General features: G+C 44.7%; 19 protein-coding genes. 11 read left to right on the top strand and 8 right to left on the bottom strand.

The window, feature by feature from the left end; all coding sequences use genetic code 11:
• Positions 1-451: 451 nt before the first annotated feature.
• The 3 genes from ACFORK_RS08855 (at position 452) to ACFORK_RS08865 (ending at position 7895) form a co-directional block, all read left to right on the top strand.
• The gene (locus tag ACFORK_RS08855; protein ID WP_379197792.1) at positions 452-4048 is read left to right on the top strand and encodes a discoidin domain-containing protein; all 3597 of its coding nucleotides are present in this window, start codon (positions 452-454) and stop codon (positions 4046-4048) included.
• A gap of 367 nt (positions 4049-4415) precedes the next feature.
• On the top strand, positions 4416-6719 hold the full coding sequence (locus ACFORK_RS08860) for a discoidin domain-containing protein (protein ID WP_483874846.1): 2304 nt from the start codon (positions 4416-4418) through the stop codon (positions 6717-6719).
• 399 nt (positions 6720-7118) lie between these two features.
• Positions 7119-7895, top strand: coding sequence for an SDR family oxidoreductase (locus ACFORK_RS08865; protein ID WP_379197794.1), 777 nt, complete (start codon positions 7119-7121; stop codon positions 7893-7895).
• A gap of 63 nt (positions 7896-7958) precedes the next feature.
• On the opposite strand, the gene ACFORK_RS08870 is transcribed toward ACFORK_RS08865, so the two are convergent.
• Positions 7959-8966: an ROK family protein gene (locus tag ACFORK_RS08870; protein WP_379197796.1), complete on the bottom strand. Its 1008-nt coding sequence runs from the start codon at positions 8964-8966 to the stop codon at positions 7959-7961.
• Positions 8967-9319: 353 nt separating this feature from the next.
• Between ACFORK_RS08870 and ACFORK_RS08875 the strand changes: the two genes are divergently transcribed.
• From ACFORK_RS08875 to ACFORK_RS08885, 3 genes are all read left to right on the top strand, one after another.
• Complete coding sequence (locus ACFORK_RS08875; RefSeq protein ID WP_379197798.1) at positions 9320-10534, top strand: MFS transporter; 1215 nt, start codon at positions 9320-9322, stop codon at positions 10532-10534.
• A 207-nt stretch (positions 10535-10741) separates the two neighbouring features.
• Positions 10742-11344, top strand: a complete 603-nt coding sequence (locus ACFORK_RS08880; protein WP_379197800.1) for a YkoP family protein — start codon at positions 10742-10744, stop codon at positions 11342-11344.
• A 145-nt stretch (positions 11345-11489) separates the two neighbouring features.
• Positions 11490-12140, top strand: a complete 651-nt coding sequence (locus ACFORK_RS08885; RefSeq protein ID WP_379197802.1) for a polysaccharide deacetylase family protein — start codon at positions 11490-11492, stop codon at positions 12138-12140.
• 32 nt (positions 12141-12172) lie between these two features.
• Here the strand turns inward: ACFORK_RS08885 and folE2 are convergent, their stop codons facing one another.
• Positions 12173-13084 carry a GTP cyclohydrolase FolE2 gene (gene folE2, locus ACFORK_RS08890; protein ID WP_379197804.1) on the bottom strand — a complete coding sequence of 304 codons (912 nt, stop codon included), beginning with the start codon at positions 13082-13084 and terminating at the stop codon, positions 12173-12175.
• A gap of 207 nt (positions 13085-13291) precedes the next feature.
• Here folE2 and ACFORK_RS08895 point away from each other — a divergent pair, with 207 nt between their 5' ends.
• The 3 genes from ACFORK_RS08895 to ACFORK_RS08905 all read left to right on the top strand — a co-directional run bounded on the left by ACFORK_RS08895 (position 13292) and on the right by ACFORK_RS08905 (position 16551).
• Complete coding sequence (locus ACFORK_RS08895) at positions 13292-14893, top strand: peptide ABC transporter substrate-binding protein (protein WP_379197806.1); 1602 nt, start codon at positions 13292-13294, stop codon at positions 14891-14893.
• A gap of 87 nt (positions 14894-14980) precedes the next feature.
• A complete protein-coding gene (locus ACFORK_RS08900; protein ID WP_379197808.1) occupies positions 14981-15625 on the top strand; it encodes an RNA polymerase sigma factor in 645 nt (214 codons plus the stop codon).
• A complete protein-coding gene (locus tag ACFORK_RS08905; RefSeq protein WP_379197810.1) occupies positions 15592-16551 on the top strand; it encodes a DUF4367 domain-containing protein in 960 nt (319 codons plus the stop codon). Before ACFORK_RS08900 ends, ACFORK_RS08905 begins: the two co-directional genes overlap by 34 nt.
• A gap of 156 nt (positions 16552-16707) precedes the next feature.
• Here the strand turns inward: ACFORK_RS08905 and ACFORK_RS08910 are convergent, their stop codons facing one another.
• From ACFORK_RS08910 to ACFORK_RS08920, 3 genes are read right to left on the bottom strand one after another with little or no spacing between them, the layout of a single operon-like run.
• Complete coding sequence (locus ACFORK_RS08910) at positions 16708-18534, bottom strand: ABC transporter ATP-binding protein (protein WP_379197812.1); 1827 nt, start codon at positions 18532-18534, stop codon at positions 16708-16710.
• Complete coding sequence (locus tag ACFORK_RS08915) at positions 18531-20396, bottom strand: ABC transporter ATP-binding protein (protein ID WP_379197815.1); 1866 nt, start codon at positions 20394-20396, stop codon at positions 18531-18533. The genes ACFORK_RS08910 and ACFORK_RS08915 overlap by 4 nt, the downstream gene beginning before the upstream one ends.
• On the bottom strand, positions 20374-21501 hold the full coding sequence (locus ACFORK_RS08920) for a helix-turn-helix domain-containing protein (RefSeq protein ID WP_175372685.1): 1128 nt from the start codon (positions 21499-21501) through the stop codon (positions 20374-20376). The genes ACFORK_RS08915 and ACFORK_RS08920 overlap by 23 nt, the downstream gene beginning before the upstream one ends.
• A gap of 251 nt (positions 21502-21752) precedes the next feature.
• Between ACFORK_RS08920 and ACFORK_RS08925 the strand changes: the two genes are divergently transcribed.
• A complete protein-coding gene (locus ACFORK_RS08925; protein WP_379197817.1) occupies positions 21753-22148 on the top strand; it encodes a VOC family protein in 396 nt (131 codons plus the stop codon).
• A 210-nt stretch (positions 22149-22358) separates the two neighbouring features.
• Here ACFORK_RS08925 and ACFORK_RS08930 read toward each other — a convergent pair whose 3' ends face one another.
• Positions 22359-22655, bottom strand: coding sequence for a GrpB family protein (locus ACFORK_RS08930; protein ID WP_379197819.1), 297 nt, complete (start codon positions 22653-22655; stop codon positions 22359-22361).
• A 188-nt stretch (positions 22656-22843) separates the two neighbouring features.
• Positions 22844-24025 (bottom strand): multidrug effflux MFS transporter, encoded by a 1182-nt coding sequence (locus tag ACFORK_RS08935; protein WP_379197821.1) that lies wholly within the window; start codon positions 24023-24025, stop codon positions 22844-22846.
• Positions 24026-24334: 309 nt separating this feature from the next.
• Between ACFORK_RS08935 and ACFORK_RS08940 the strand changes: the two genes are divergently transcribed.
• Positions 24335-25003 (top strand): response regulator transcription factor, encoded by a 669-nt coding sequence (locus ACFORK_RS08940; RefSeq protein WP_379197823.1) that lies wholly within the window; start codon positions 24335-24337, stop codon positions 25001-25003.
• A gap of 85 nt (positions 25004-25088) precedes the next feature.
• Here the strand turns inward: ACFORK_RS08940 and ahlS are convergent, their stop codons facing one another.
• Positions 25089-25937 (bottom strand): AhlS family quorum-quenching N-acyl homoserine lactonase, encoded by an 849-nt coding sequence (gene ahlS / locus ACFORK_RS08945; protein ID WP_379197825.1) that lies wholly within the window; start codon positions 25935-25937, stop codon positions 25089-25091.
• Positions 25938-26068: the final 131 nt, after the last annotated feature.

Below are 26068 nucleotides of genomic sequence, written 5' to 3' on the forward strand. Positions count from 1 at the left end.
ATGACAAGCTTGGGTGGTAAAACGCCCAGTTAAAAGATTGTAATATCAGAACAAAGAACAGGCTGGAGGAAAAGAACTCTGACCTGTTTTTGCTGTGAACCTAAGTATTATTTGGAACACCTTGGAAGTAGGGCGGAAGCATCACATATGGGAAACAGGGCATGGATTGAAATTCCTACTTATGGATTATTTGACTCCATTATCATGAAAATGCCTATATTTACCGTAGGATTGCTACTTATTGCTGGCCAGTGATGCCTCTATAATGAGTGTGAATGTCATAGAAGGGAGGATCGCCTGCTATACCAGATAGTCCAAAGAAGATCGGGTCGGACAAGAAAGGGTAAGCGCTTTAATGAATGGATGCGTTTTTTTGTAACCGCTAACAACTCGTCCATTTATGGGAATTAAAGCTTTTAACGTATCCACACATTACTTGAGGAGGAATATAATGCGCAACAAGTATGTAGCGTGGTCACTCGTGTTGACGATGCTGATTTCAAATTTATTCCTGACCATTGGATCTCCCGCACCTGTATCAGCAGCCGGTGGACCAAACCTGGCACTGGGCAAGAATGTTTCTGCAAGCGGATATACTCAAACTTACAGTCCGAACAATGTGAATGACAGTAATCAAGGGACTTACTGGGAAAGCACGAACAACGCGTTCCCCCAATGGATTCAACTGGATCTCGGTTCCAACACCAGTATTGACCAAATCGTGTTAAAGCTGCCGACTACCTGGGGTACAAGAACACAGACACTTGCCGTCCAAGGCAGCACGAATGGTTCAACGTTCACAGATATTGTCGGGTCTGCGACTTATGAATTCAATCCATCCACTGCTGGCAATTCCGTTACCATCAATTTTGCTGCGACCAACACGCGTTATGTTCGTTTGAATGTGACGGCTAACACCGGCTGGCCAGCGGCCCAATTGTCCGAATTCGAAGTTTATGGTGCCAGTGGTCCGACACCGACACCGACACCGTCGCCGACCGCAACAGCAACGCCAACTCCGGTGCCAACTGCATCGCCAACCGCTGTTCCTACCGCGACACCAACAGTCACTCCAACGGTCACACCGTCGCCAACAGCCACACCGACGGTTGCCCCTACAGCAACACCTACTGCGACAACGACTCCAACGCCAACGGCAACTCCAACGCCAACGGCAACTCCGTCGCCGATTCCTACGGTAACACCGACGGCAACACCAACCTCTACGCCTCCAACCGGTAGCAATATCGCCATTGGCAAGCCGATCACAGCTTCTTCCAACACGCAGTCCTTCGTAGCTGCCAACGCCATTGATAATGACACCAATACCTATTGGGAAGGCGGCAGCAATCCAAGCAGTCTTACACTGGAACTGGGTGCAAATCATAACATTACTTCCATCGTTCTGAAGCTGAACCCGGCTTCGGTATGGAGCACACGCACACAGACCATTCAAGTGCTCGGTCATAACCAAGACACAACAACCTTTAGTAATTTGGTTGCTGCTCAATCCTATACATTTAACCCGGCTACCGGCAACACAGTAACGATTCCGATTACGGCAACGGTTAAACGTCTGCAATTGAACTTTACAGCCAACTCCGGTGCGCCTGCCGGGCAAGTAGCAGAATTCCAAGTATTCGGAACACCAGCACCGAATCCTGATCTGACGATCAGTGGCATGTCCTGGTCCCCGGCTTCTCCGGTGGAGGACAATGATGTGACCCTGAATGCTACGGTCAAGAACATCGGCTCTGCCGCTGCTCCGGCAACGACAGTTAATTTCTACCTGAACAATCAACTGGCTGGCTCTGCACCAGTATCTGCGCTTGCAGTTGGAGCAACGGCGACTGTATCGATCAATGCCGGTAAGAAAGCAGCTGGAAGCTATACACTCAGCGCCAAGGTAGATGAGAACAATATTATTTTTGAAGAAAACAAAAACAACAATAGCTACACCAATACTTCTCCGCTCGTTATTGCACCGATCAGTAGCTCTGATCTGGTAGGTACCACTTCCTGGACACCTAATAATCCGACGGTTAATAATCAGGTTGCCTTCACTGTTAATCTCAAGAATCAAGGCAACATTGCAACAACAGGTGGTGCACATGGAGTTACCGTAGTACTTAAAAATGCTTCTGGTGCAACGCTTCAGACCTTGACCGGTTCTTACAATGGTACATTGGCGCCGGGTGCATCAGCCAATATTAGTGTCGGTTCCTGGACGGCAGCTGTTGGCACATACTCGGTAACTACTACGGTTGCTGCGGACGGCAATGAAGCACCTGTCAAACAAGGCAACAACGTTAGCACTACTGACTTGACAGTGTACTCGGCGCGTGGTGCAAGCATGCCGTATACCCGATATGATACGGAGGATGCTACCCGTGGCGGCGGGGCCACATTGCAGACTGCTCCGACCTTCGATCAGTCGCTGACCGCCTCTGAAGCTTCCGGGCAGAGTTATATTGCTCTTCCATCCAATGGTTCCTATGCACAATGGACTGTTAGACAAGGAGAAGGCGGTGCAGGGGTAACTATGCGCTTCACCATGCCGGACTCTGCGGATGGTATGGGGCTTAATGGCTCGCTGGACGTGTATGTGAACGGAACCAAAGCGAAGACGGTTCCATTGACATCCTATTATAGCTGGCAATATTTCTCGGGTGATCACCCAGGAGATACGCCTGCTGCGGGCCGTCCATTGTTCCGCTTCGACGAAGTACACTGGAAACTGGATACACCGCTGAAAGCGGGAGACACGATTCGGATTCAGAAGGGCAATGGGGACAGTCTGGAATATGGCGTGGATTTCCTGGAAATCGAGCCCGTTCCAGCAGCGATTGCCCGTCCGGCCAACTCCGTCTCTGTAACAGATTTCGGTGCGGTACCGAATGATGGCAAGGATGATCTTGCAGCGTTCGAAGCGGCTGTGCAGTCCGCAGTTTCAACTGGCAAGACATTATACATTCCAGAAGGTACTTTCCATTTGAGCAGTATGTGGAAGATTGGTACGCCTGCCAATAAAATTAACGATATTACAATTCTGGGTGCAGGCATCTGGCATACGAATATCCAGTTTACTAACCCGAACGTTTCCGGTGGCGGTATTTCCTTCCGTGTTCAGGGCAAGCTTGATTTCAGCAATATCTACATGAATTCCAACCTGCGTTCACGTTATGGCGAACAGGCCATCTATAAAGCGTTCATGGACAATTTCGGTAAGAACTCCAAATTCAACAACGTTTGGGTAGAGCACTTTGAATGCGGCTTCTGGGTAGGGGACTATGCTCACACACCAGCCATCATCGCTGATGGTCTGGTCATTGAGAACAGCCGGATTCGCAACAATCTTGCTGATGGTGTGAACTTTGCTCAAGGTACCAGCAACTCTACCGTTCGTAACAGCAGCATCCGTAATAATGGTGACGACGGTCTGGCGGTATGGACCAGCAATGTGAATGGGGCACCTGCCGGTGTGAATAACACGTTCTCCTTCAATACGATTGAGAATAACTGGCGTGCAGCAGCTATTGCATTCTTTGGCGGTAGCGGACATAAGGCAACCAATAACGTGATTGTTGACACCGTTGGCGGTTCCGCATTCCGCATGAACACCGTGTTTCCTGGTTACCATTTCCAGAACAACACAGGCATTCTGTTCTCTGATACGACGATTATCAACAGTGGTACAAGTAAAGATCTGTACAATGGTGAACGTGGAGCCATCGATCTTGAGGCCTCTAATGATCCTATCAAGAACGTAACGTTTACCAACATTGATATTCAAAGAACACAGCGCAGTGCCATTCAGTTTGGATATGGCGGCGGCTTCCAGAACATCGTGTTTAACAACATCAACATTAACGGAACAGGTCTGGATGGTATTGAGACATCGCGCTTCACTACACCGCATAAAGGAGCAGCGATTTATACCTACACCGGTAACGGTTCGGCAACCTTTAATAACCTGAAGACCAGTAATATCGCTAACCCGAATATTAACTTCATTCAAAACGGCTTCAACCTGATCATCAACAACTAATGGTTAAAATCAAAAGCAGGGTGCTCTTCGGAGTACCTTGCTTTTTTTCATTGGGTTATTCCAAAAGAAAGTCTGGAATTAGAAATATAAATTCAGGAAAAATAAATAAAAAATACAATTTATTACCTCTATTATCATGAAGATGCATACATAAATCGTAGAATTACCACTTATTTCTTTGGCTATGATTCATCTATAATTGGGTGTATGTCATAGAAAGGAGGATAGATAGTAATTACGATTCGTAGACAGAGAGGCGGGTAAAGAAGGAAAAGAGCATTTTATTAAACAAATTGTAACCGCTATCAATCATTCGTTCTATGATACTATGCTTTATCGTACTCACATCTACCTTAGGAGGAATAGAATGCGTAAAAAATATATCGCGTGGTCTCTGGTATTGACTATGCTAATCACAAACTTATTTCTGACAGTTGAATCTCCTGCTCCAATGTCTGCCGCCGGTGGACCGAATCTGGCGTCAGGGAAAAATGTAAGCGCTAGCAGTTACACTCAAAATTACGGACCAGGCAATGTGAATGACAGTAATCAAGGAACTTACTGGGAGAGCAACAACAATGCTTTTCCACAATGGATTCAAGTAGATCTTGGTACGAATACGAACATTGATCAAATCGTGTTGAAACTGCCAGCGTCCTGGGGAACACGGACACAGACATTGACTGTACAGGGAAGCACGAATGGTTCGACGTTCAATAATATTGTGGGTTCTGCCAACTATACGTTCAATCCTAACGTTGCTGGCAATTCTGTTACCATTAATTTCGCGGCTGTAAGCACCCGCTATGTTCGCCTGAACATAACAGCTAACACGGAATGGCCTGCAGGACAAATATCTGAATTCGAAATTTATGGTGCAGGCGGTGCGACTCCTACACCAACGCCGGCACCTACACCAGCACCTACAGCCACTCCGGTTCCAACGCCACCAGTTAACTCCAATCGTGGAGCAAGCATGCCGTACACCCGCTATAATACTGAAGACGCAACTCGTGGCGGCGGGGCAACACTAAAATCCGCACCGAATTTCGATCAGTCACAGACAGCTTCGGAGGCTTCTGGCCAACGCTATATTGCCCTTCCTTCCAACGGTTCCAGCGTACAATGGACTATAAGACCAGGTGAAGGTGGCGCAGGTGTAACCATGCGTTTCACGATGCCAGACTCTGCAAACGGTATGGGTCTTAACGGAGCACTGGATGTCTACGTGAACGGAACCAAAGCTAAGACCATTCCATTGACCTCTTACTACAACTGGCAGTACTTCAATAGCGATCATCCTGGTGACACGCCAGCAGACGGACGTCCGTTGTTCCGCTTTGATGAAGTACACTGGAAGCTGGATACTCCGCTTAAATCCGGAGATACCATCCGCATTCAGAAGAACAATGGCGACAACCTGGAATACGGTGTAGACTTCCTTGAAATTGAGCCTGTTCCGGCAGCCATTGCCCGTCCGGCGAATTCCGTATCTGTAACGGATTTCGGCGCCGTAGCCAATGACGGCCAAGATGATATTGCTGCCTTCGAAGCAGCCGTTCAATCGGCAGTATCTACAGGCAAAACGCTCTACATTCCAGAAGGCACCTTCCATTTGAGCAGAATGTGGAAAATCGGCACAGAGACCAACATGATTAACAATATTACGATCATGGGTGCGGGCATCTGGCATACAAATATCCAGTTCACGAACCCGAATGTTGCAGGTGGCGGGATTTCCTTCCGTGTTCAAGGCAAACTTGATTTCAGCAATGTCTACATGAACTCCAATCTTCGTTCACGTTATGGTGAACAGGCGATCTACAAAGCGTTCATGGACAATTTCGGCAAGAACTCCAGAGTTAGCAATGTTTGGGTAGAGCACTTTGAATGTGGTATCTGGGTGGGCGATTATGCTCATACACCAGCTATGATCGCCGACGGCCTGGTAATTGAGAACAGCCGTATTCGCAACAACCTTGCAGACGGCGTTAACTTCTCCCAAGGTACCAGTAATTCCACTGTGCGTAACAGCAGCATCCGCAACAATGGTGACGACGGTCTGGCGGTATGGCCAAGCAGTGTCAATGGTGCGCCTCAAGGTGTGAACAACACCTTCTCCTTCAACACTATCGAGCACAACTGGCGTGCTGCGGGTATCGCTTTCTTCGGAGGCAGCGGTCACAAAGCCACTAACAATCTGATCGTTGATACAGTAGGCGGTTCCGGTATCCGTATGAATACGGTGTTCCCTGGTTACCACTTCCAAAACAACACCGGAATCACTTTTTCAGACACTACTATTATCAACAGCGGTACGAGTAAGGATCTGTACAATGGTGAACGTGGAGCGATCGACCTCGAAGCATCTAGTGATTCCATTCGTAATGTAACGTTCACGAATATCGATATCATCAACACTCAGCGCAGTGCCATTCAATTCGGGTACGGCGGCGGGTTCCAGAATATCGTATTTAACAACATCAACATTAACGGCACAGGTCTGGATGGTATTGAGACTTCACGCTTTACCTCCTCGCATAAAGGGGCAGCGATCTATACCTACACAGGCAATGGTTCGGCCACCTTCAATAACCTGAAGACCAGCAACATTGCCAACCCGAATACCAACTTTATTCAAAACGGCTTTAACCTGACCATCAACAATTAATGGTTAAAGTCCAAAGGCAGGGTGCTCTCCGGAGCACCTTGTTTTTTTATAAACTAACTGTTCCCTTTCTACATTATCCGTGCCGCCAGCGATCAATAGGAAATGATTTACTATACTGTATACATATGATACGATGCCAACAGGAGATGTTACGAAAGGAGCATGGACTGGTATGGGAGATATCCTTTAATGGCTACGTAATGGAATAGATGGGCTGATGTCTTCATTAATGGAGGGGTCAATTTTGTCTATTTTCAATTTAACCATTATAGGAATCGCTGGGTTCATGTGCTATAAATACGCCAAGCGAATGCCTGCATTAGGGTATTCGTTTTTTATTGGCAAATTACATCTCCAAGTAGTACATTATTCGGCGTTTCCGCAAGGAGATGCTATCGAATGAGATCATTAATGAATAAGATTGCGATTGTTACTGGAGCTAGCAGGGCACAAGGGATCGGTACTGCAATATGTCTAGAGTTAGCTAGAGCAGGTGCTGATATCTTTTTCACGCATTGGTCCGTGTATGATCGCGGAATGAGCTATTATATGAATGATGATTTAGACTGGCCGCAGCAACTGAGAGAGGAAATTGTCAGCTTGGGAGTACGGTGTGAGTCCATGGCGCTAGACCTGTCGCAGCCGGATGCACCACAGATATTATTGGATGAAGTCCAGAAGCAACTGGGTTCTCCGTCTATTCTAGTGAACAACGCAACCTATTCTGTGGATGTAGATTTCCGTTCCATCGATGCAGCAATTCTGGATGCTCACTATAGCGTGAATGTCAGAGGAACATGTCTCTTGATGGTTGAGTTTGCCCGCCGGATAGAAGGACAACATGGTGGACGTATTATTAATATGGTGTCAGGCCAAGACAAGTCACCAGAGCCCGGGAATTTAGCCTATGTTGCGACCAAGGGGGCGATTTCTACGTTTACCAAATCCGTTGCGCTTGAATTAGCCCCGCTGCAAATTACAGTTAATGCGGTAGACCCTGGACCTACAGATAGCGGATGGATGGACAGCGGATTGAAGGAATACTTACTGCCTAAATTTCCGATGGGTCGGATCGGTGAACCTAAGGATGCTGCGAAGCTAATCGTTTTTTTGGCAAGTGAAGATGCGGGATGGATTACGGGGCAAATCATTCATTCGGATGGGGGCTTCTGGTAAAGTAACGATTTATATACTAACAAAGGGAAGGACAACATGTCCTTCCCTTAATTGTTCGCTCAGCTATTCATTAGCTATTGTCATACTCGGTTCCAGTTCCTTAAGCGTTAGCCATTTCATCCCTATTTCAAAATCTTCTTGGAACGTTGTTTCCAATACAACTTCAGGTTCAACAGGCATATAGTGCTTGGCCCTGTACTCCTTCCAGTATTGCGCCCAATCTGCTGGGTTCATCTGTTGCTGATAAATGATAATTTTATGCGGAGCGAGAATCGCATTGGTAATATGAATCGTCTGGCTAACCGCCTCGGCAAACACCTGAAAGTCCAGAGAGCTTCCCCAATCTATATTTTGCGGGAGGAATTTAATTTCACCAGCCATGCCATCTTTTCCTTTGACAATTCTACCATCCAGATAGATGCCCATACCGGGAGGGGCCTTGTCTGGAAAATAGATGCTGACTACAGATTGTTCTTCTTCAGCCTCTCTCTCTACACAATATCCGACCACAGCGGCGTTGACGTCATTTTCAAGCACGACAGGTAGGCCAAACGCTTGCTGCAAATCATCAATGATCCGAATTCCATTCAGCCGTTCATGACTGCTTACCGTAATTTCACCACGAACAGATTGGCCAGGAATACCAAGCCCGATGACATTAACAGAAGGATGCTGCACTAGAAATTGATTAATAATTGCCAGGAAACGTTCTTTTTCAAAGAAAGCCATGACATAGTCTTCTCGTGCTAATACATCTCCTTGCAAATTGATTACTGTCGCAACAAAGGTGTGCTGCCCCTGATCTTCCTTCATATAGAGGACTAGTGCCAAATGGAAGTTGAAATTATACCGATAATTTAGAGCCGGTCTTCCTCCGCTGGATGAAACTAGCTCATCCTCTAATAACTCTCCATCCTTTACAAGATCTTTGACAAGCGAATTAATGGTCACGACACTTAACTTCGTTAACGCTGATAATTGAGGTTTTGTTGCTGAGTGTACTTGCTTCATTACTCTTCTTACGTGATTCAGGTTAATTTCTTTGATAAGGTTCTTACTCGGCTGATTCATCTGGAGCCTCCATTATTTCTTAATGAAGATTTTAATTCACTATGCCGTAAGAATGATTCTAAAGTCAAGTGCAGTTAGAGCGCGCAAGTTCATGAAACTGCTTGGAACAGTATTGCAAGAATTAATCTTGACAATAAATTCGTACTGCATTATAAATAAAGTGTATTTATAAAGTTAGTTTAGTAAGTGGCTGATCAGTCAATGAAAGCGAGGAATTAACATGTTATCATACATGATCTTATGCATGACAATATGGACAGGGACTTATTTATGCCTAAGGTTATCCAATGAACCGATAGAAGTGACACCCGTTCAATCTATTGATGATCTGTTCGAATAGGAGAGGATAATAAATGAATCATACCTTAAATCATCGCCAAGTCCAATTGTGGCGGATCGCTATATATTTTATTTTTGCACTACCCGGGTTTGCTTTTGCGTCATGGGTATCTCGTACTCCGATGATACGGGATACACTTGGTGCCTCTACGGAACAAATGGGGTGGATCATTTTCGGGCTGGCCACAGGCTCGATCATCGGGCTCCTGAGTGCCAGTCATTTGATTGCACATAAAGGCGGACGTTTTGTCATGATGATGGGCCTGATCATTAGTTCAGCTGGACTCGTTATCGTTGGTCTGGGTGGATCATGGCTGTCGAACGAATTTCTCGTATTTGCGGGACTAGCTGTTTTTGGTTTTGGAAACGGAATATGCGATGTCGCGATGAATGTGGAGGGGACTGCAGTAGAGAGAGCTGCTCAGAAGTCGCTTTTAACTGGTTTTCATGCTGCATTTAGCGTAGGTACACTGCTTGGGGCTATGTTTGGATCTGCCACAATCCATTTAAACCTTCCGCTACCACTCCACATGGTGATTGTTGTAGTCATTATTATTTGTTCTACACTATTCTTCTGCCGTCTCGTACCCGCAGGAACCGGAAAAGAAACCGGTGATTCAAATGTACCGTCAATGAGTGCGAAGGAGCGCATGGCGGTGTGGAAAGAACCACGTACTGTTCTGATTGGTACCATCGTCCTTGGCATGGCCTTCGCAGAGGGCGCAGCAAATGATTGGTTGCCACTGATCATGGTAGACGGTTATGATGTGACGCCTGCTATGGGCTCATTCGCTTTTGGAATGTTTGTAGGTGCAATGACGATAGGGCGTATTGCAGGTGGCTTCTTGCTTGATCGTTTTGGTAGAGTGACCGTTCTGCGAGCGTCTGCAATTTTTGCAATTACAGGATTACTTATTGTTATATTAAGCCTAAGTTATGAGGTCGCGATGATTGGAATTATACTTTGGGGACTTGGTGCGGCCTTCGGATTCCCGGTAGGATTGTCTGCGGCTGGCGATGATCCTCGCGGAGTCGCTGCAAGAGTAGGGGCAGTATCCACTGCTGGCTACCTCGCTTTTCTTGTTGGCCCACCGGTGCTTGGAATCATCGGCGAATCAGTTGGATTACTTCGGGCCTTGATTGTAGTACTAATTGCTGTAAGCATAGCGGGATTATTCTCACATGCAGCAAAGCCTATTCGGGAAAAAAATAGCCAATCAGAAATGTAGTGAGCCGAATTTGAAGTCCGCGATCGTCGCGGGCTTTTTTTCGTTATTCGTTATTTTTCATTTATCGGCAGGGGTACGCCCTTTTGTAACGTCCATTAAGTAGAGGCCTCTTTTCGTTTAAGTTAATCTTAAGATTTATGTAAGTAAGTTGAAAGAATGGATATGTACAATGAGATGCAAAAGGAGATATTCCTAAATTTAAAGGGAGTGAACTTATTGAGTATCAAGGCACGTAAAACGGTATTGCAATCTCTCTGGCTGCTGTGGGAAAAAGGATTTGCGCTACTGTCCCATCTTCGCAGTTCACATACGTCCCAATTTGGCATTTGCAAGGTGCTGCTAAAAAAACACAGGGGGAAGTCTATTGTTTGCGAGGATTCCACTGTGATTCATTATGGGGATTGGGTAGGGGAGATTCATCTCGATAATGAAATGGTTGTTAAGCTCCATCAATCTGAAGGAAGTGGCCGCGCTGCCTTGCAAAGTGCACGAATGCTTCGCCGATCAATGCAGCAGATTCAAGAAGCGTTCGAGACTAGGGATGAGTTCCAGGAGGTTAAGGGGTTGCTTGGAATTACGCTGCTGCATCGTGGATTGATTCACGGCTTGGGATTCGAACAGAGACCCATGAAGCCAGGCTTTTTCCGCTGGTTTACAACGATTTATCTGCGTTTACTACTGTCCTCTCTTCACCCCGATGGCAGGGACAGGGTCAACCGGCGGACTGAGAAACTGGTACCCATGCATTTGATTCACACCCGTGCTTCAATGAAGAAACGGTTCGCTCCGTTACAACAAATCAGCGGTTAAGACGAATATTCGTAAAAAAGGGAAACGAGCTATTCTCCCCTGACATTAAACGCATATATTTAATTTACCATCATTATTTTTCATATGGAGGAGAATCATGCTCGAATACCTGGCAGGTGGAATATTGTGTGCAACCTCATGTTACATGTTTATTCCCAGCATGATCAGTCGATTGACCGGTCTTGGTGTTTTTCGCAAGGGAAGAGCTCAAAAGCAGGTAGCTTTTACTTTTGATGATGGCCCGCACCCGAAATATACCCCGGAATTATTAGATTTATTGGAACTGTACCAAGTCAAAGCAACCTTTTTTGTGCTTGGAGAGCAGGCAGAGCAGTATCCAGAGCTTATACGCAGGATAAACCGCGAAGGCCATCAGATCGGCATTCATAATTATAATCATAAGACCAACTGGTTGATGCTGCCCGGTACGGTTCGGCGTGAGCATCTGGAACGTTCTGCTGATATCATAGAATCGATTGTTGGAATTCGGCCGGACCATTACCGCCCACCTTGGGGCTTAATCAACCTGTTTGATTTTTTCCATTTCAGACATTACCGTATTGTTCTCTGGTCGCTAAAAGGCGGCGATTGGAGCAGCAGGGTCTGTCGCACCCGCTTACAGTCCACACTGTTAGGCCGTATTACCGATGGTTCCGTTATTCTGCTGCATGACAGTGGAGAGACCATGGGGGCAGACCCGAATGCGCCGTACTATATGATGCAAGCGTTGGAGGAGGTACTGGGAGAGCTAAAGACCCGGAACCTGCAATTCGTGCGTCTAGATGAGATGGCTTAGGGGAGAAAGAGAGCTGGGGTCCGTTACGGACCTCAGCCTTTTTGCCTTTTATCAAAGGTGATTCGGGCGATCGCATCATGCTGATGAATAGATTCCTCATTACGGCATTCCACGGTGAATCTTTCCACAAAATCATATTCGTAGAGATCAGCTGCAACCAGCCTGGCAAGATCCTCGACAAAACGGGGGTTCTCATAAGCCCGCTCGGTCACCATTTTCTCATCCGTTCGTTTCAGTACGGGGTGAAGTGCAGCACTGGCATTCGACTCAGCAGCCTCCAGCAGTAGTACATTCCAGCTAGCGTTCACAAGCAGCGGGTCAACACTGACCTTGATCGTCACCATTCCCCGCTGATTGTGCGCACTATATTCACTAATTTCTTTGGAGCACGGGCAAAGTGTAGTGACAGCGGTAGTAATACCCACCGTAATTTCAAACTTCTGATCCGCAGACTCATCATACTTTATTTCAATATAAAGCTCGGAATGGCTTAATCCGATTAGACTAGAGGCAGGTGCCGAGCGCTCATAGAACCACGGGAACTCCATCACCAGCTTCGAGCTACTCTGATTCATGACTACCGCCAGTTCTTTTGTCAATTCACATAAATGTGCAAGATCCGTAGATAACCCCCTCTGCCGATAGGATTCCAAAGTTTCCGTCAAGCGGCTCATATTGATCCCCTTGCTGTTTTGCCCCAGGTTGGTAGTCAATTCTATCCTGGCAATGGTCGTCTGAACACGCGGCGCCATCGTTGAATGGATGGTGATGGGATGCGAGACTCTTGTAATGCCCACCTCTTCAATCGCAAACAAATAATCTTCGCTGTGATTCTGCAGGTCTGTCATCTGTTCTTTAAGAGTCGGTTTACTGCCGGGAACGGGAGGGACAGAACCGAACAAGACATGTCGTTCTTTTTTGGCTGGAAAAATGGGCTTGGTCATCTATATGAACACTCCTTATTGTAAAGTAAATGAATTATTATATTAATAGTAAACATTACTAATAACAAGTCAATAACTTTATTGGAGCAGGAGCCATATTTTATCCCATAATTCGACAAAAAGGATAAAGAATCTCGTTTATAATAATTGAAGTGTTTCTGGGTGAAGGAAGTTTGGCATTGTTAAGATACTAAAGGGGAATGGTCGATGAAAAAATGGTTGTATGTGTGTTTGTGTATTAGTTTGCTGATGAGTCTGGGTGTGGGTAAGGAACCTGTGGCCTCTGCTGCAAAGACTCAACAGGTATTTCGGATTGGGGTTGAACATCTGCCACAATCGCTCGATCCAGCATTAGCAGAGCCGGGCAGTTCTAATACGATCGTAAAAGGGTTATTTGAGGGCTTGGTTCGTCTGAATAACGCGGGACAAGCTGTTCCGGGCATGGCTGAAAAATGGACGCTTTCGGATGATGGCAGAACGTATACCTTCACCCTTCGATCTGCTGCCAAGTGGAGCAACCAGCAGCCAGTGAAGGCGTCGGACTTCGAGTATGCGTGGAAACGGGTTCTTGCGCCGAGTGCTGATAATCTGTATGCGCCCAACTTCTTCGTGATTGCTGGCGCGGAGGATTACAACAGCGGACAGCTGAAAGATCCTGCGAAAATCGGCATTAAAGCATTAAATAATAATACGCTGCAGGTAAAGTTGACGCAAAAAACACCTTCTTTCCTCCAGCTTCTTGCACATTCGATCTTTCTGCCGGTTCATGCAGACACGGTCAAGGGAAATAAGAATTGGGGCAATACGGACAAAACCATGGTCACTAATGGTCCATTCAAGCTTAAATCGTGGGATGACAATGAGGCCGTTTTGGTCAAAAATCCCGACTACTACTTGGCGCAAGAGACTTCTTTCTCTGAGGTTCGTGTAGTGGTTCCAAGAATCAGTCTGGATAGGATCAACGCTGTGACATCAGCTTATCTTATGAACGATGTAGATTGGGTGGGCGGAGAAGAGAATATAGATTACGAAGGTTTGGACAACAAGACTTCCCGTGATCTGATCAAAATGCCATACGGTAGCACGTATTTCTACCAATTCAATCTTAACAAAGCGCCGTTCAAAAATCTAAAGATACGTAAAGCGTTGGCGATGGCCATTGACCGGGAAGCACTGCCTTATGGCACGCCCGCATATGGTTTTGTTGCTCCAGGTATTCGGGGGACTAAAACGGAATTTCGCTCAGAAATTCCCGATACTGCATACTTCAAAGAGAATCTGGCCCAAGCCGGGCAGTTGCTAAAGGAAGGTCTGAAGGAAGAGGGACTGAAGGTACTTCCAAGCTTCTCCATTCTTATTAACGAAGGTGATATGCATAAGTCTGTAGCACAAGCAATTATTGGGAACTGGAAGAAGAACCTTGGCATTAACGCAAGCATTGAAGTGAAGAGTTTTGTAGAAATGATCGATAAACGGTGGAAGGGGAACTATAGCATAGCCAGAGCAGGTTGGAGTGCAAGCTTCAATGATCCAGAGACCTTTTTGGAGTATTTCACCTCTTGGAGTGATTTAAATTATTCAGGCTGGAACAGCCCTCAGTATGATAACTATATCAAACAAGCGCAGCAGACCTTTGATATTCGCAAACGCATGCAGCTTCTAGCTAATGCAGAGAAAGTTTTGATCGACCAAATGGTCATCCTTCCGCTTTATTATTATGTGGTTGATGTTTTACGTAAACCCGATATCAAGAATGTGTATATTGATTATGATAGATCGGTTATATTCAGCAGAGGATATTTTCTGTGAAATTTAACGTGTATTTTTGAAGATCATCACATAATGCCCGCGGTTTGCGGGCTTTTTTAGCTGTCTGGATACAAAAATTAGATAAGAGTGTCCGTTTCTAGTGGCCTGCGGTGTTATATAGGTATTCATATAAGAGAGGGGGACTCCACAATCGACACTACAGGGATCGAAGATTATATTCAACAGGTGCAGGAGGGGAACGTGGAAGCGTTTATCCCTATTGTAGAGGCTTATCAGCGGCAGTTATTTATCTACTGTTGTCGGCTGCTGGGTGATGAGCAGGATGCTGAGGATGCGGTTCAGGATATTTTTCTGAAAGCCTATAAGTCAATTTATAGCTATGCGCAAGCCGTCAGCTTCAGTGCCTGGCTGTACAAGATTGCTTACCATCATTGTCTGAATTTGATTCGTAAACGTCAATTGTACGATAAGCTCAGCCGACTATGGAAAGGGCATTTTGTTGCAGAGAGCGCCGAACAGGAGTATTTAAGAGGGGTTTTCAATGAGCCACTTTCTAAAGCACTGACCAAACTTTCTGCGGAGGAAAGAAGCTTGCTAATTCTGTATGTTTTTCATGAGAAGAGTTATACAGAGATTGGGGAAATTGCAGGCAAAAGCCCGGAAGCCGTTCGAAAAAAAATAACCCGGGTTCGCAATAAGGTGAAAGAAAATATCTATTCATGTCAGGAGGAAGGTCAATGGGAGCATTCATGGATTCAGACGAAGAGTTAAGAAGGTATTCCGTGTCCGACGATCATTTTCGAGAGATAGACCTCACGTCCAGCATCAGTCAGGAAATTGCGAAGATGGGGCATACCAATGCTACAAGATCCCGGCCTGTTAAAAGAAAAACGATTCTATCCATTGCTGTAAGCTGTGTTTTTCTGCTCTCATTTACCGCGTATGCGGCCTCTGGACATCTGCAAATCTTTAATAGTAAAGGGGAAGTTGTCGTTAAAACGACCGATCCATTGCCTTCGTTGCCTAATAAGCTGAGCAATGAATTGGAGATATACCATAAACAAGTATTAAGTATTTTACAACCCGGCGAAGTGGCGGCTTATTACATCAAGGATGATTATATCAACAAGCTGAACGGCTATGACACGGTAAATGAACTTAAATTCGAACAGCTTCCCATAGATTATCGATCCTATAAAGATTTCTTGGCTGAGCAGGCACGGACTTCGGCACCGAGACTTCAGCAGCCCGGATATATTCCCCAAGGGTTAAGCTTCTCTTACGGAAAAGTATTTCTTGAGGTACCTCTTGGTAAGGAGCGCGAACCGTTAAAACAAAAGCTAATCGATCGGGCGAATGCTTCCAAGAACACAGATAAATTATTTATCGAAAAATTGCAGGGGGCCAAAGCTTATTCGTCAGTCCTCCATTTAACAGATGGGAAGAACGATACCGCTGTGGGAATCATGGCCAGTTATGGCCAGGGAATAAGTCTGACCAAATCACCGGATGCTACGTCCGAGATCATACAGCTAAAGCAAGTGGAGGCGATGTATCTCAAGCAGCCTACCCTTGGCGAAACAATCACCTGGTATGACAGCAAGCAAGGCATTGTATACACGATAATGGTGAATAAAGAGGGGCTAATGAGTAAGACGGAGCTTATAAAGATGGCGGAAAGTTTGGTTTCTGAGTGATATCTGCATTGCGTTAGCAACGGCTGATTAAGAAGGAAGCCAGCCATGTGGCCATGGGCTCATGAAGTGAAACACAACAAAGGAGGCTGATCCCAAAGATATATCTTCTTATGGGACAGCCCCTTCTTTTTGTAACAAATCTAATTTGTTGTGATTCTAAACGGGATATGTGGCTGTTAATTCATCTGCATGAGTGCCTTCTTGTTCTGAAGCTTGAAATTGAATGTTATATAACTGTGCGTAAAGCCCATTTTTTTCTAATAAAGAATCATGTGTGCCTTCCTCAACAATAGTACCTTGATCTAAGACGATAATTCTAGACGCTTCTCGCACGGTTGAGAGTCTGTGCGCAATCACTAGTGTTGTTCGATCCTTCATTAACAGATCAAGTGATTCCTGAACCATTCGCTCGGACTCGTTATCGAGAGCGGAGGTAGCTTCATCCAGAAGAAGGAGTGGAGCATCACGAAGGAAAGCTCTGGCTATGGCTATACGTTGTCTTTGTCCTCCGGATAAAGTCGATCCATGTTCACCTAGCAAAGTGTCATAACCGTTAGGCAGCTTCGATATAAATTCCTCTGCACCTGCGAGACGGGCGGCGTGCTCTATATCTTCATCCGTTGCTGTACTAGAACTGTAAGCAATGTTATCCCGTATCGTCCCTGAGAACAAATAAGGGGATTGTGGGACATAGGTGATCATTGCCCGGGCTTCTTCAAGCTGATCGGGAATAGATCTTCCATAAACAGAGATGCTACCTGCATTTGGCTCATACAGTCCACAGCATAATCGAACGAGTGTCGTTTTCCCCGACCCGCTTGGTCCTACAACAGCGACGGTTTCACCGTGCTGGATGTGGATATTAACACCAGTAAAAAGCGGGGATTCATTACTCATGTTAGATGAATAGCTATAATGGACATTCTGTATTTGTAGTGCAGCCACTTCATCAGAAATTACAGGTAATACGCCCGGTTCTGGTGAAGAGTGATCGTTTCCTTCATCAGGGGAATCTAGTATAGCGAATACGCGGTCTGATGCACCTAAAGCTTCCTGTACGCTGCCCCATGTTTGGGACATATGGACAAATGGCCATTGAACCCTGCCCATCAGAATAATAAAGGCGAGTACTCCACCTGCAGTCGTCCCACCTTTTAAAGCAGATAAAGCTATTAAAGCCGCACATGTTATCATAATGATATTGTTGATAAAAGCAGAAGATTGCCATAGGAGTCCATTAAGAAGGGATCTTCTCAGCTGCATTCTTCGTAGCTTCTCACGTTCTAACGCATATTTGTCTAAGAGAATTTCTTCTAGTGAGAAAGCTCTGACGACTGCCATGCCTTGCAGTGTTTCTTGTAGAATCCCACGCAATTCTGCCTCTTTAGCATATATTTCAGTAGATAATTTACGTAGCCTGCGATCAAAGAAGCGACCAGAAAGAAATACAAGGGGGCCTGATCCGAGAGCAAGCAGTGCGAGCCAGACATCTGTTTTGGCCAAGTATAGAAAGGAAATAAAACATAAAAGAAGGTTATATCCTAAATCATATACGATGCTATTAATCATACCAATGGCTATTCCTGCATCCTGATTATTACGTGAAGTCAAATCACCGGAATGCATGGATTGTACTTGCTGAAAAGGTAGTCGGTTGCTCTTGCCAAATAGCTTACCACGGATATCCCAGGCCATCCGGCTCTGTATGACAAAGCGGAAGTAATGCTGTAGCATGAGACAGAAAATGATGATCACACAGACAATAGCACAAATAACGGTTATTCGCGTAAGCGCATCCATATTGGAGCTGTTGATCGTATCAATAAACACCTGCTGTACAGCCGCAATTCCTACATCCATTACTAACCTGGCGGAGAGGAGGAGTAAAGCAACAATAAAGCCAATACGATAAGGCCTAGCATAAGACATTAATCGACGCAGCACATATCCTAGTTTAAGCTCCTTGGATTCAGTTATATTCATTGTACTTCCTCCATGACCGCTGTAGTGTTGTCATCGTTGTTCAATGTTGTCTCTACCATGTTATAATACTTTCCTTTCAAATCCATTAGTTCCAGATGGGTCCCCTCTTCGACAATAGAGCCTGCTTCCATGTAATAAATATGATCTGCATTTCTGATGGTAGAGAGTCTGTGGGCAACAACAACGGTAGTTCGATCATGCATGAGTTCTTGTAGTGCTTGCCCGATGATTTCTTCATTGTGGCTGTCGAGCGCTGCAGTGGGCTCATCAAGAAGCAGAAGCTTAGGCTTTCGGACAAACGCCCTGGCAATGGATAGTCGCTGTCTTTCGCCTCCAGATAATGTAAGCCCCCGTTCACCGATAAAAGTCTCATATTGATGAGGGGTTGTCATAATGAACTCATGGATACCTGCGCTTTGTGCCGCTGCAATAATGTCTTCAGCAGTAGCATCAGGTCTTCCCCACGCAATATTCTCATAGAGTGTTCCGGAGAATAGATAGGATTCCTGAGATACATAAGCCAAATTCCTACGCCATGATCGATGTGGAATGCTGTTTAACAGCAGATTACCGGAGTGAATTGTACCCTCATTAGGCTCATATGAGGACAGTATTAATTGAAGAAGGGTACTTTTTCCGCTACCGCTAGGGCCGGCAAGTGCGGTTACCTTACCAGGTTGAATCGTTAGATTGACGCCTGTTAATACTTGATCATTACCATAACCAAAACCGACGTTGTTAAAAGAAATTGGATATAATCCGCTAACCGCCTGATTGGTGTTGGTCGATGTTCCGAAATGAAGATCTTTACCATTGGAATCACGGCGTACACCTTCTTCTTGTAAATCAAGGACCTCGAATAACCGCTTACCTTGCGCCAAAGAGCCTTGTAATTCGGTCCATAGATTCGCAAGCTTCGATACTGGATTCGCAATTTGCTCGAAGCATACAAGAAAGGCTGCCACAGCGCCCACATCCAAACGACCATGAATAACGAGATATCCACCATAGGAGAGAACATAGAGCAAACCACCAAGAATAACGGCAAGAGGCATATTATAAGCTACAGCTTCTAAGCGTGAGACCGGTAAATGTATTTTCAAATATTTCATAACCCGCCCTGTGAATTGCTGCTGAAGCTTGGGCGCAAGGGAGAAGGTACGAACAACCTCAGCACCCTGTACCGTATCCTGTATAAACATTTGTTGAGTAGTTTCAATGTGCTGTCTTTGCTCATGCATGGAACGTAGGCGAGAAGAAAAGGGAAGCATCACAAGCGGAACCAATGAGCAGATCAATAGCATCCCCAAGGTTAAGGCATATTGGAGAGAGAGCAGATAGGTCAGAAGAAATGTAATTTGCATCAGATTACTGAAGAGATCAATCGTCTTCTGATTGATGCCTTGTTGGGCAGCAGTCGCAGAATCATTAATACGACTGATGAGATCGCCAGAATGATAACGGTCTAAATCTTTCATTTGAACATTTAATAATCTGGACAGAACAGATACCTGAAGCTTGGAGGTGGATTTGAACTCAAGTACACCTGATAAGTAAGTTTTTAGAAAATTAGCCGAAGCCTCCACAGTAATGATTACTATTGCAATAATTGCTCCGGAAATCAAACTGGACAAGTCTTTATTCGTAGCAGCATTGATTATCCGCCGTAATGATTCAGCGATCCCAACTGCTGCAAGAGAAACGATTGCTGCCAAGATACACAATATGAGATACCAGCCAAAATAGGGTTTTCCAAGTTTCAGTAAACGCATAAATGTATTCGAAATGGCTCGTGATTTCTTTGTTGGCTCCGCTTGAGCATTCATCGATTTATTCAAATTAAATCCTCCCTGGTTCCTCATCTAGCATGACCTTGGTAGTGATAGCCAGCAGTTCTCGCAATTTATCTACTTGAAGATGGTAATATAACCGATGATCTTCTCTTTTGATCTCGATGAGGTCTAAGAAGAATAAGAAGTTGGCATGATAAGATACCGCTGCGGGTGTGATGCCAAGTGCTGTTGCAATTTCTTGCCCATAGTGAGGGCGATTGCGTAATAGTAACAAGAAGTCTAAACGTCTTTTATCCGAGAATGCCTTTAAGAATAATTCCGTTTTCTCCCGATCGGCGGCAGGGCCGAATATAAGATCATTATGTACTCCGAAGATTACTGTTACCACACGTTCAGATTCTGATGTGTTAAAAAAGAGACAATGGTTTCCAAATTGAGTTATGAAGCTAACGTGAAAATTAGTAGGGACGTCATATAAGGCAGGTTCATTTTTGTTAACCTCACGAATAAATCGTTCAGGATTATCTAGGAACATTTCTTCATACCGCCGGGAAGCTTCTTCAGATGCCTTTCTTAGTGGCTCTTTCAAAAGTGAAAACACATCTCGATAGAACTGTTTGAAGAGCTGCATATAACGTTGCTTCGTATCCTCCGGATGATTGAGGCATTCGAACAATGGTCCATGAGCCTCAATAACCTCATGATGTGGTTTTGTTCTAGTTAGAAGCTCTGTCATTAAGCGAAAATCCTTTTTAACGACCTCCCAATCGTTTCCATCGAGTAGTTCTTCTAATTTATCGTAATATACGCCATATACCATCTCTGCAACTACCTTCTTGGCTGGGCTTTCCTCCAAACGAGTGATCCATGCTTCAGCCGTTAGTGGTTCTGCCCAGGTACAGATGGACTCAAAGAAAGCAAAGTCCAGTGCTTTATGAAAAAAGTTAAATTGAAAGAAAAACAGGAGTTCCCGGTGTGCATGAGGCGACAAAAGTGACCGTGCTTCTTCATGATAGGATAAGGCAAGGGGATCCAGTTCAATTTTATAATCCGCTGCCCACGTCCGTATCTGCTCTTCATTAGCAATCATCCCCATGAAAAGAATGAATTCTAAAGCCTCGTTGTAAGCAAAATTAATGTTCTTTAGTAAGGTATTCTTCATCGTATCTGCCATCTTAGCCTCCATTTTTGAATAAAGTGAAATTTAAATATTATGTATGATTGATCAATGTTCAATAATCACTTAATGTTAAAATAAACCATATCCTATTTTTTGTAAAGATAAATATTTATTTCGTGATTTGACGATGTAATTCAATTTGAACAATTTTGAGGAACTGAAAAAGTTTGTGTGGTAAATTTTTCATGGTAAACTATGGAGAATTAAATCTCTTTTGGAGTAAGCATAGAGGAGGAAATGATGATATGGAAGTTGGAAAAATATTAGGTATAGCCTACAATGTGATTCCTGTTAAGGATCTGGAGAAATCGGCGGCATGGTTTGTCAAGCATTTTGGATTTAATATTAGACATCAAAGAGAAGATTATTTAAGCTTATTTAGAGATAACAGACCGATTTTAGATTTAATTCAAAGTGATAATGATTCACGAGCGGTCTTTGAAATAAAACAGAAGAAAAGATGGATCATTACATTTTTCACTAATGATATTGTATCTTTACATGACTATTTGAAATCAGAAGAAGTTAAGGTAGGAGATATTAGTGATGAGGGGGAATACGGGAAGTTTTTTGTGCTTGAAGATTTGGATGGTAATATATTTGATGTATGGCAACATCATGATTGTGAGCTAGTTTACTAGATATAATTCCCACGAAACGAGCCCTACAAGTGATTCTAGAGGCTCGTTTTTTCTCGTATGTTCTTAATGGAAACTCCTTCAGCGGCCTCATCACCAACAGTGTGGCTAGTTTAGTTCTTTTGATGAGACTCGTTAAACCATGCAAGTGCAAGCTGTTCTATATCCCTTACAAATCCTTTTTTAGCCGGGCTATTTCTTCAGGATGGCATCTTAAGTAATCTCTAAATATAAGATGTCGTTTAGTAATCTTCTTCCTGCAATGCCCCATTCTCCTGCAACATCATATCCGAGTGAGTTCATCTTGTCGTTAAATAAATCGACTTTTTCAATGTCTCTTACAATACACATCATGTCGATAACAGGTTTAGCTTTTAAGCCTGGAACGGATGTACTGCCGAAATGTTCAAAGCGTATTATTTCATCACCAAATATTGTTTTTAAAAATTCGGCTTCATCTTGAAACAGTCTAATCCAGTTTTCATTATAATCAGCTAATCTTACTTTCACAGGATATCCTCCTAAAAAGTCTTGATAATAGCATCGCGGAACGCCGAAAGGTGATAGATTGCCCGCTTGAAAAAAGGAGCAGTTCAGAAACTAATAAATAGTTCTGAACTGCTCTTATGTGTTTGAAGTGTCGCCCCGGTTCACTTCTTCTTGGTGTTTATTATTTTTAAAAAATCATTCCAAAAAGACTATTCCGCAGTAATAAATCTTCTGCCAAGCCACCACATTCCACTGCTGATTGCCAGGAAGTATAAAGGCATTGCCAGCAATGAACCATTATGGAGAAGGCTCATTCCCCATGTAGTCAGACTTACCAGTAAGTAGTACCCCAAGCTGAATATTGCACCCGCTGTGCCAATTACATCGTGGAATTGAACAAGGGCAAGACTCAGGCAATTAGGCAATGCCATACCGGCACCAATCAACATCACGTACATGGCTATTAAAATGCAGATCACGACCAGGATGTCCTTCACCCCGGGCAGATTACTTCCCAGCGTTAAAAGTAACGCTCCGCCAGTCATCACCAGACAACCCCGATGAATGATTGTTTCCGGTGCATACAGGGTTAACAATCTTCTGGAGATCATGGCTCCAACAACGGAGGCCAGAGCGACGATAATGCCCATAAAACCATAGACTCCCGGGGACAGCTGGAAGTGCTCGATGAAAATGAAGGGCGCTTCGGCATAATAACTGAATAATACTCCGTTAATTCCACCAATTATTCCTCCGAACACCAGCACACGAGGCATAGCAAGCATTCTTCGAACTACCGGCAGTATATCTACCTTTGATCGCTCAGAGACGTTTGTTGTCTCCGGGAGTCTCAAGTAGGAATATACAAACAACAACACACTCATTACCACTAGGACAAAGAACACCGCCCTGAAACCGAAGACCTGGTCAACCCATCCGCCAATAAGCGGTCCGACTGCTGGTGTAAACGCAATAACCGCCGATATTTGGGCGAACATGATATGTCTTCGCTCTCCTGATACACTTTCACGGAGCATCGTTTGGGTGATGACCGAGCCTGTTGCAGCACCAAAAGCCTGTATGAAACGGCTGACAAGAAGCCAATCAATGGATTTTGCATAAAAACACATCAGGCTTCCAATGCCATAGACAATAAGACCGCCCAACATCGCTGGCCTACGTCCGATCAAGTCGGACAACCAACCCCAACAGAAGACACCCAGAGCAAATCCGATAAAATAGATACTTAAAGTGGATTGTACGGAACTATTGGATACACCAAGTACCGCTGCCAGATCCGGTAGTGATGGGGTATAGATCGTCTCACTGATTTGTGGAAAAGCCACAAGAACAATCATTAAAAGCAACGATGGTACTGCATACTTCTTCATTATATTTTAGCCCTCCTACAAGCTTATACTCCGTTATGACAACAAGAATATGAGCCTAGCTAGGGAAAGGGGGGCATCATGATGGCGAGACGATTATAAATCATCATATCTTAGAATGGCCTTTCGTTCGTGATTGATTTAATGATAAGTAGGAGGGTTTACTAATAACTGCTAACGCATCGATTTAGGGTATCATGTCAAATTATTGAAGTCAACACTGACATGCTTAATAAATTTTTAATAATCTGCGCGTAAACTGACTGTATCAGTTTGGGATATCGCTAAACGATGATATCGGAGAGGATGACTATGATCAAAGTATTATTAGTAGAACAGGTGATAAGTGTAGCAAGGGTCATAGCGTCGGAACTAGAGCATGAATTGTACAGCGTAACGATTGCTAAAGATGGCGTTACAGGCCTGCAACTGGCACAAGATGAAGAGTGGGATATCATTATTCTGAGTTTAAAGCTTCCCGAGAGAAGCGGGATTGAACTGTGTAGGCAAATCCGGAGCATGAAGCAAACACCGATCATTATCATCGGAGCCCGAAATAATTTTGAGGATAAAATAAACAGCTTGGAGAATGGGGCGGACGATTATATCTTCAAGCCCTTATCCACCCGGGAACTGCTGGCACGTATGAAGTCCCTATTACGACGAACAGGTGCCTCAAGAGGAGAAGTGCTAGTGCTGGGCAATATAGAGCTGGATATTGAAGGGTGCTCGTTGAAGAAGAACAACCATGGCATAAAACTGACCAAACGCGAGTTCGAAATCCTCTTGGCCCTAATGAAGAATCGCGGGCGAGTTATGACCCGTGAAATGTTATTGGAGTCTATATGGGGCTATGATTCGGATGTGGATACGAAAATAATAGATGTGTATATCAGCTACCTGCGTAGTAAAATTGATGAGGTTGGACAACCCAGTGTCGTTCAGACGATGCGCGGTATTGGGTACATAATCCGAAATTAATCCTTTGGGTTAAAATAAGCCCAATTAGAGAAGCCCGCGAAATGGCGGGCTAGTTGAGGGGAGCGAGTCTATCCTATTGTACCTTTTATTCGTAATAGCCTTCAGTTGATTTACGGAGTTGCTTGAATTGATCCCCGTCATGGCCGAACCACACTTGAGAATTCGTTCGTGCAGCCAGGGTGCGAATTCTTTCTACCGTGTCCCGATACCCAAGCAGATCATAAATAATGCCTGGCGGCCGGACGGGTGGACCATAGCTTTCCGCTGAATAGATCGCATCCGAAGCCAGAATGATTCCTCCAGTGTCTGGTAGCTCAATATGCAAGCCAATCATGCCCCAAGCATGTCCGCTGCCAAAATTGAGGATTTTAATGCCTTCAGCTAGTTCCAGATTATCCTCCTGGCGTTTGATGGTTTTCCATTGCAGATGATTTTTGATCCAGGCATCAATGTCGTCCCAGACATAAGCACCTTCCTTGATATTACGGGCATAACTCTGCAGCGCACCGTTCAGCTCATCCTCATGCACGATAATGGTCGCGTTGGTGAACATCTCCAGACATCCCGCATGATCCAAATGCAAATGGGAAGCAACGACATACCGAATATCTTCGGGTCGTACGTTCAGCTGTTCCAGTCGGTTATGCAGATAACATTCCTCACTGGCGACCCATGGAGAGGATAATTGGGTGGATTCAGCCCAGCGCCCTTGCGGGCCCATTGAACTTGGATTACATGCGGTATCGAACAAAATCTTCCCCTCGGGATGGTCGATCAATACGGTATAGATCGGAAATTCAACAAATTGCGTCGCCGCATTAGGATTATTAATTGTAGCCGGATTGTACATGGCAATGATCCAGTTCTTGTCCATACTCATCGTTCCGTTATCCATGACATACAATTTAGGCTGTGGTTTAATTATGTTCGCCATACTCATTTCCTCCTGATGAAGAGTTATATTCATTCCATTGCACACTCCACTCGTAACAGTTACGCTAGTGTGGCAGCAGGTATAGACATACCTTAATCTAAAATCTAAACTTACATAAGGAGGCACTTTAA

The organism is Paenibacillus sp. GCM10012306, assembly GCF_042649265.1.
Classification (GTDB): domain Bacteria; phylum Bacillota; class Bacilli; order Paenibacillales; family Paenibacillaceae; genus Paenibacillus_AQ.

What these genes read in the sequence shown, in the direction of transcription:
- ahlS (WP_379197825.1), bottom strand. Translation starts at nt 25,937, where the DNA reads ATGGCGAACATAATTAAACCACAGCCTAAATTGTATGTCATGGATAAC.
- ACFORK_RS08865 (WP_379197794.1), top strand. Translation starts at nt 7,119, where the DNA reads ATGAGATCATTAATGAATAAGATTGCGATTGTTACTGGAGCTAGCAGG.
- ACFORK_RS08855 (WP_379197792.1), top strand. Translation starts at nt 452, where the DNA reads ATGCGCAACAAGTATGTAGCGTGGTCACTCGTGTTGACGATGCTGATT.
- ACFORK_RS08925 (WP_379197817.1), top strand. Translation starts at nt 21,753, where the DNA reads ATGGAAGTTGGAAAAATATTAGGTATAGCCTACAATGTGATTCCTGTT.
- ACFORK_RS08910 (WP_379197812.1), bottom strand. Translation starts at nt 18,534, where the DNA reads ATGAATATAACTGAATCCAAGGAGCTTAAACTAGGATATGTGCTGCGT.
- folE2 (WP_379197804.1), bottom strand. Translation starts at nt 13,084, where the DNA reads ATGACCAAGCCCATTTTTCCAGCCAAAAAAGAACGACATGTCTTGTTC.
- ACFORK_RS08935 (WP_379197821.1), bottom strand. Translation starts at nt 24,025, where the DNA reads ATGAAGAAGTATGCAGTACCATCGTTGCTTTTAATGATTGTTCTTGTG.
- ACFORK_RS08915 (WP_379197815.1), bottom strand. Translation starts at nt 20,396, where the DNA reads ATGAGGAACCAGGGAGGATTTAATTTGAATAAATCGATGAATGCTCAA.
- ACFORK_RS08920 (WP_175372685.1), bottom strand. Translation starts at nt 21,501, where the DNA reads ATGGCAGATACGATGAAGAATACCTTACTAAAGAACATTAATTTTGCT.
- ACFORK_RS08885 (WP_379197802.1), top strand. Translation starts at nt 11,490, where the DNA reads ATGTTTATTCCCAGCATGATCAGTCGATTGACCGGTCTTGGTGTTTTT.
- ACFORK_RS08905 (WP_379197810.1), top strand. Translation starts at nt 15,592, where the DNA reads ATGGGAGCATTCATGGATTCAGACGAAGAGTTAAGAAGGTATTCCGTG.
- ACFORK_RS08860 (WP_483874846.1), top strand. Translation starts at nt 4,416, where the DNA reads ATGCGTAAAAAATATATCGCGTGGTCTCTGGTATTGACTATGCTAATC.
- ACFORK_RS08895 (WP_379197806.1), top strand. Translation starts at nt 13,292, where the DNA reads ATGAAAAAATGGTTGTATGTGTGTTTGTGTATTAGTTTGCTGATGAGT.
- ACFORK_RS08870 (WP_379197796.1), bottom strand. Translation starts at nt 8,966, where the DNA reads ATGAATCAGCCGAGTAAGAACCTTATCAAAGAAATTAACCTGAATCAC.
- ACFORK_RS08875 (WP_379197798.1), top strand. Translation starts at nt 9,320, where the DNA reads ATGAATCATACCTTAAATCATCGCCAAGTCCAATTGTGGCGGATCGCT.
- ACFORK_RS08940 (WP_379197823.1), top strand. Translation starts at nt 24,335, where the DNA reads ATGATCAAAGTATTATTAGTAGAACAGGTGATAAGTGTAGCAAGGGTC.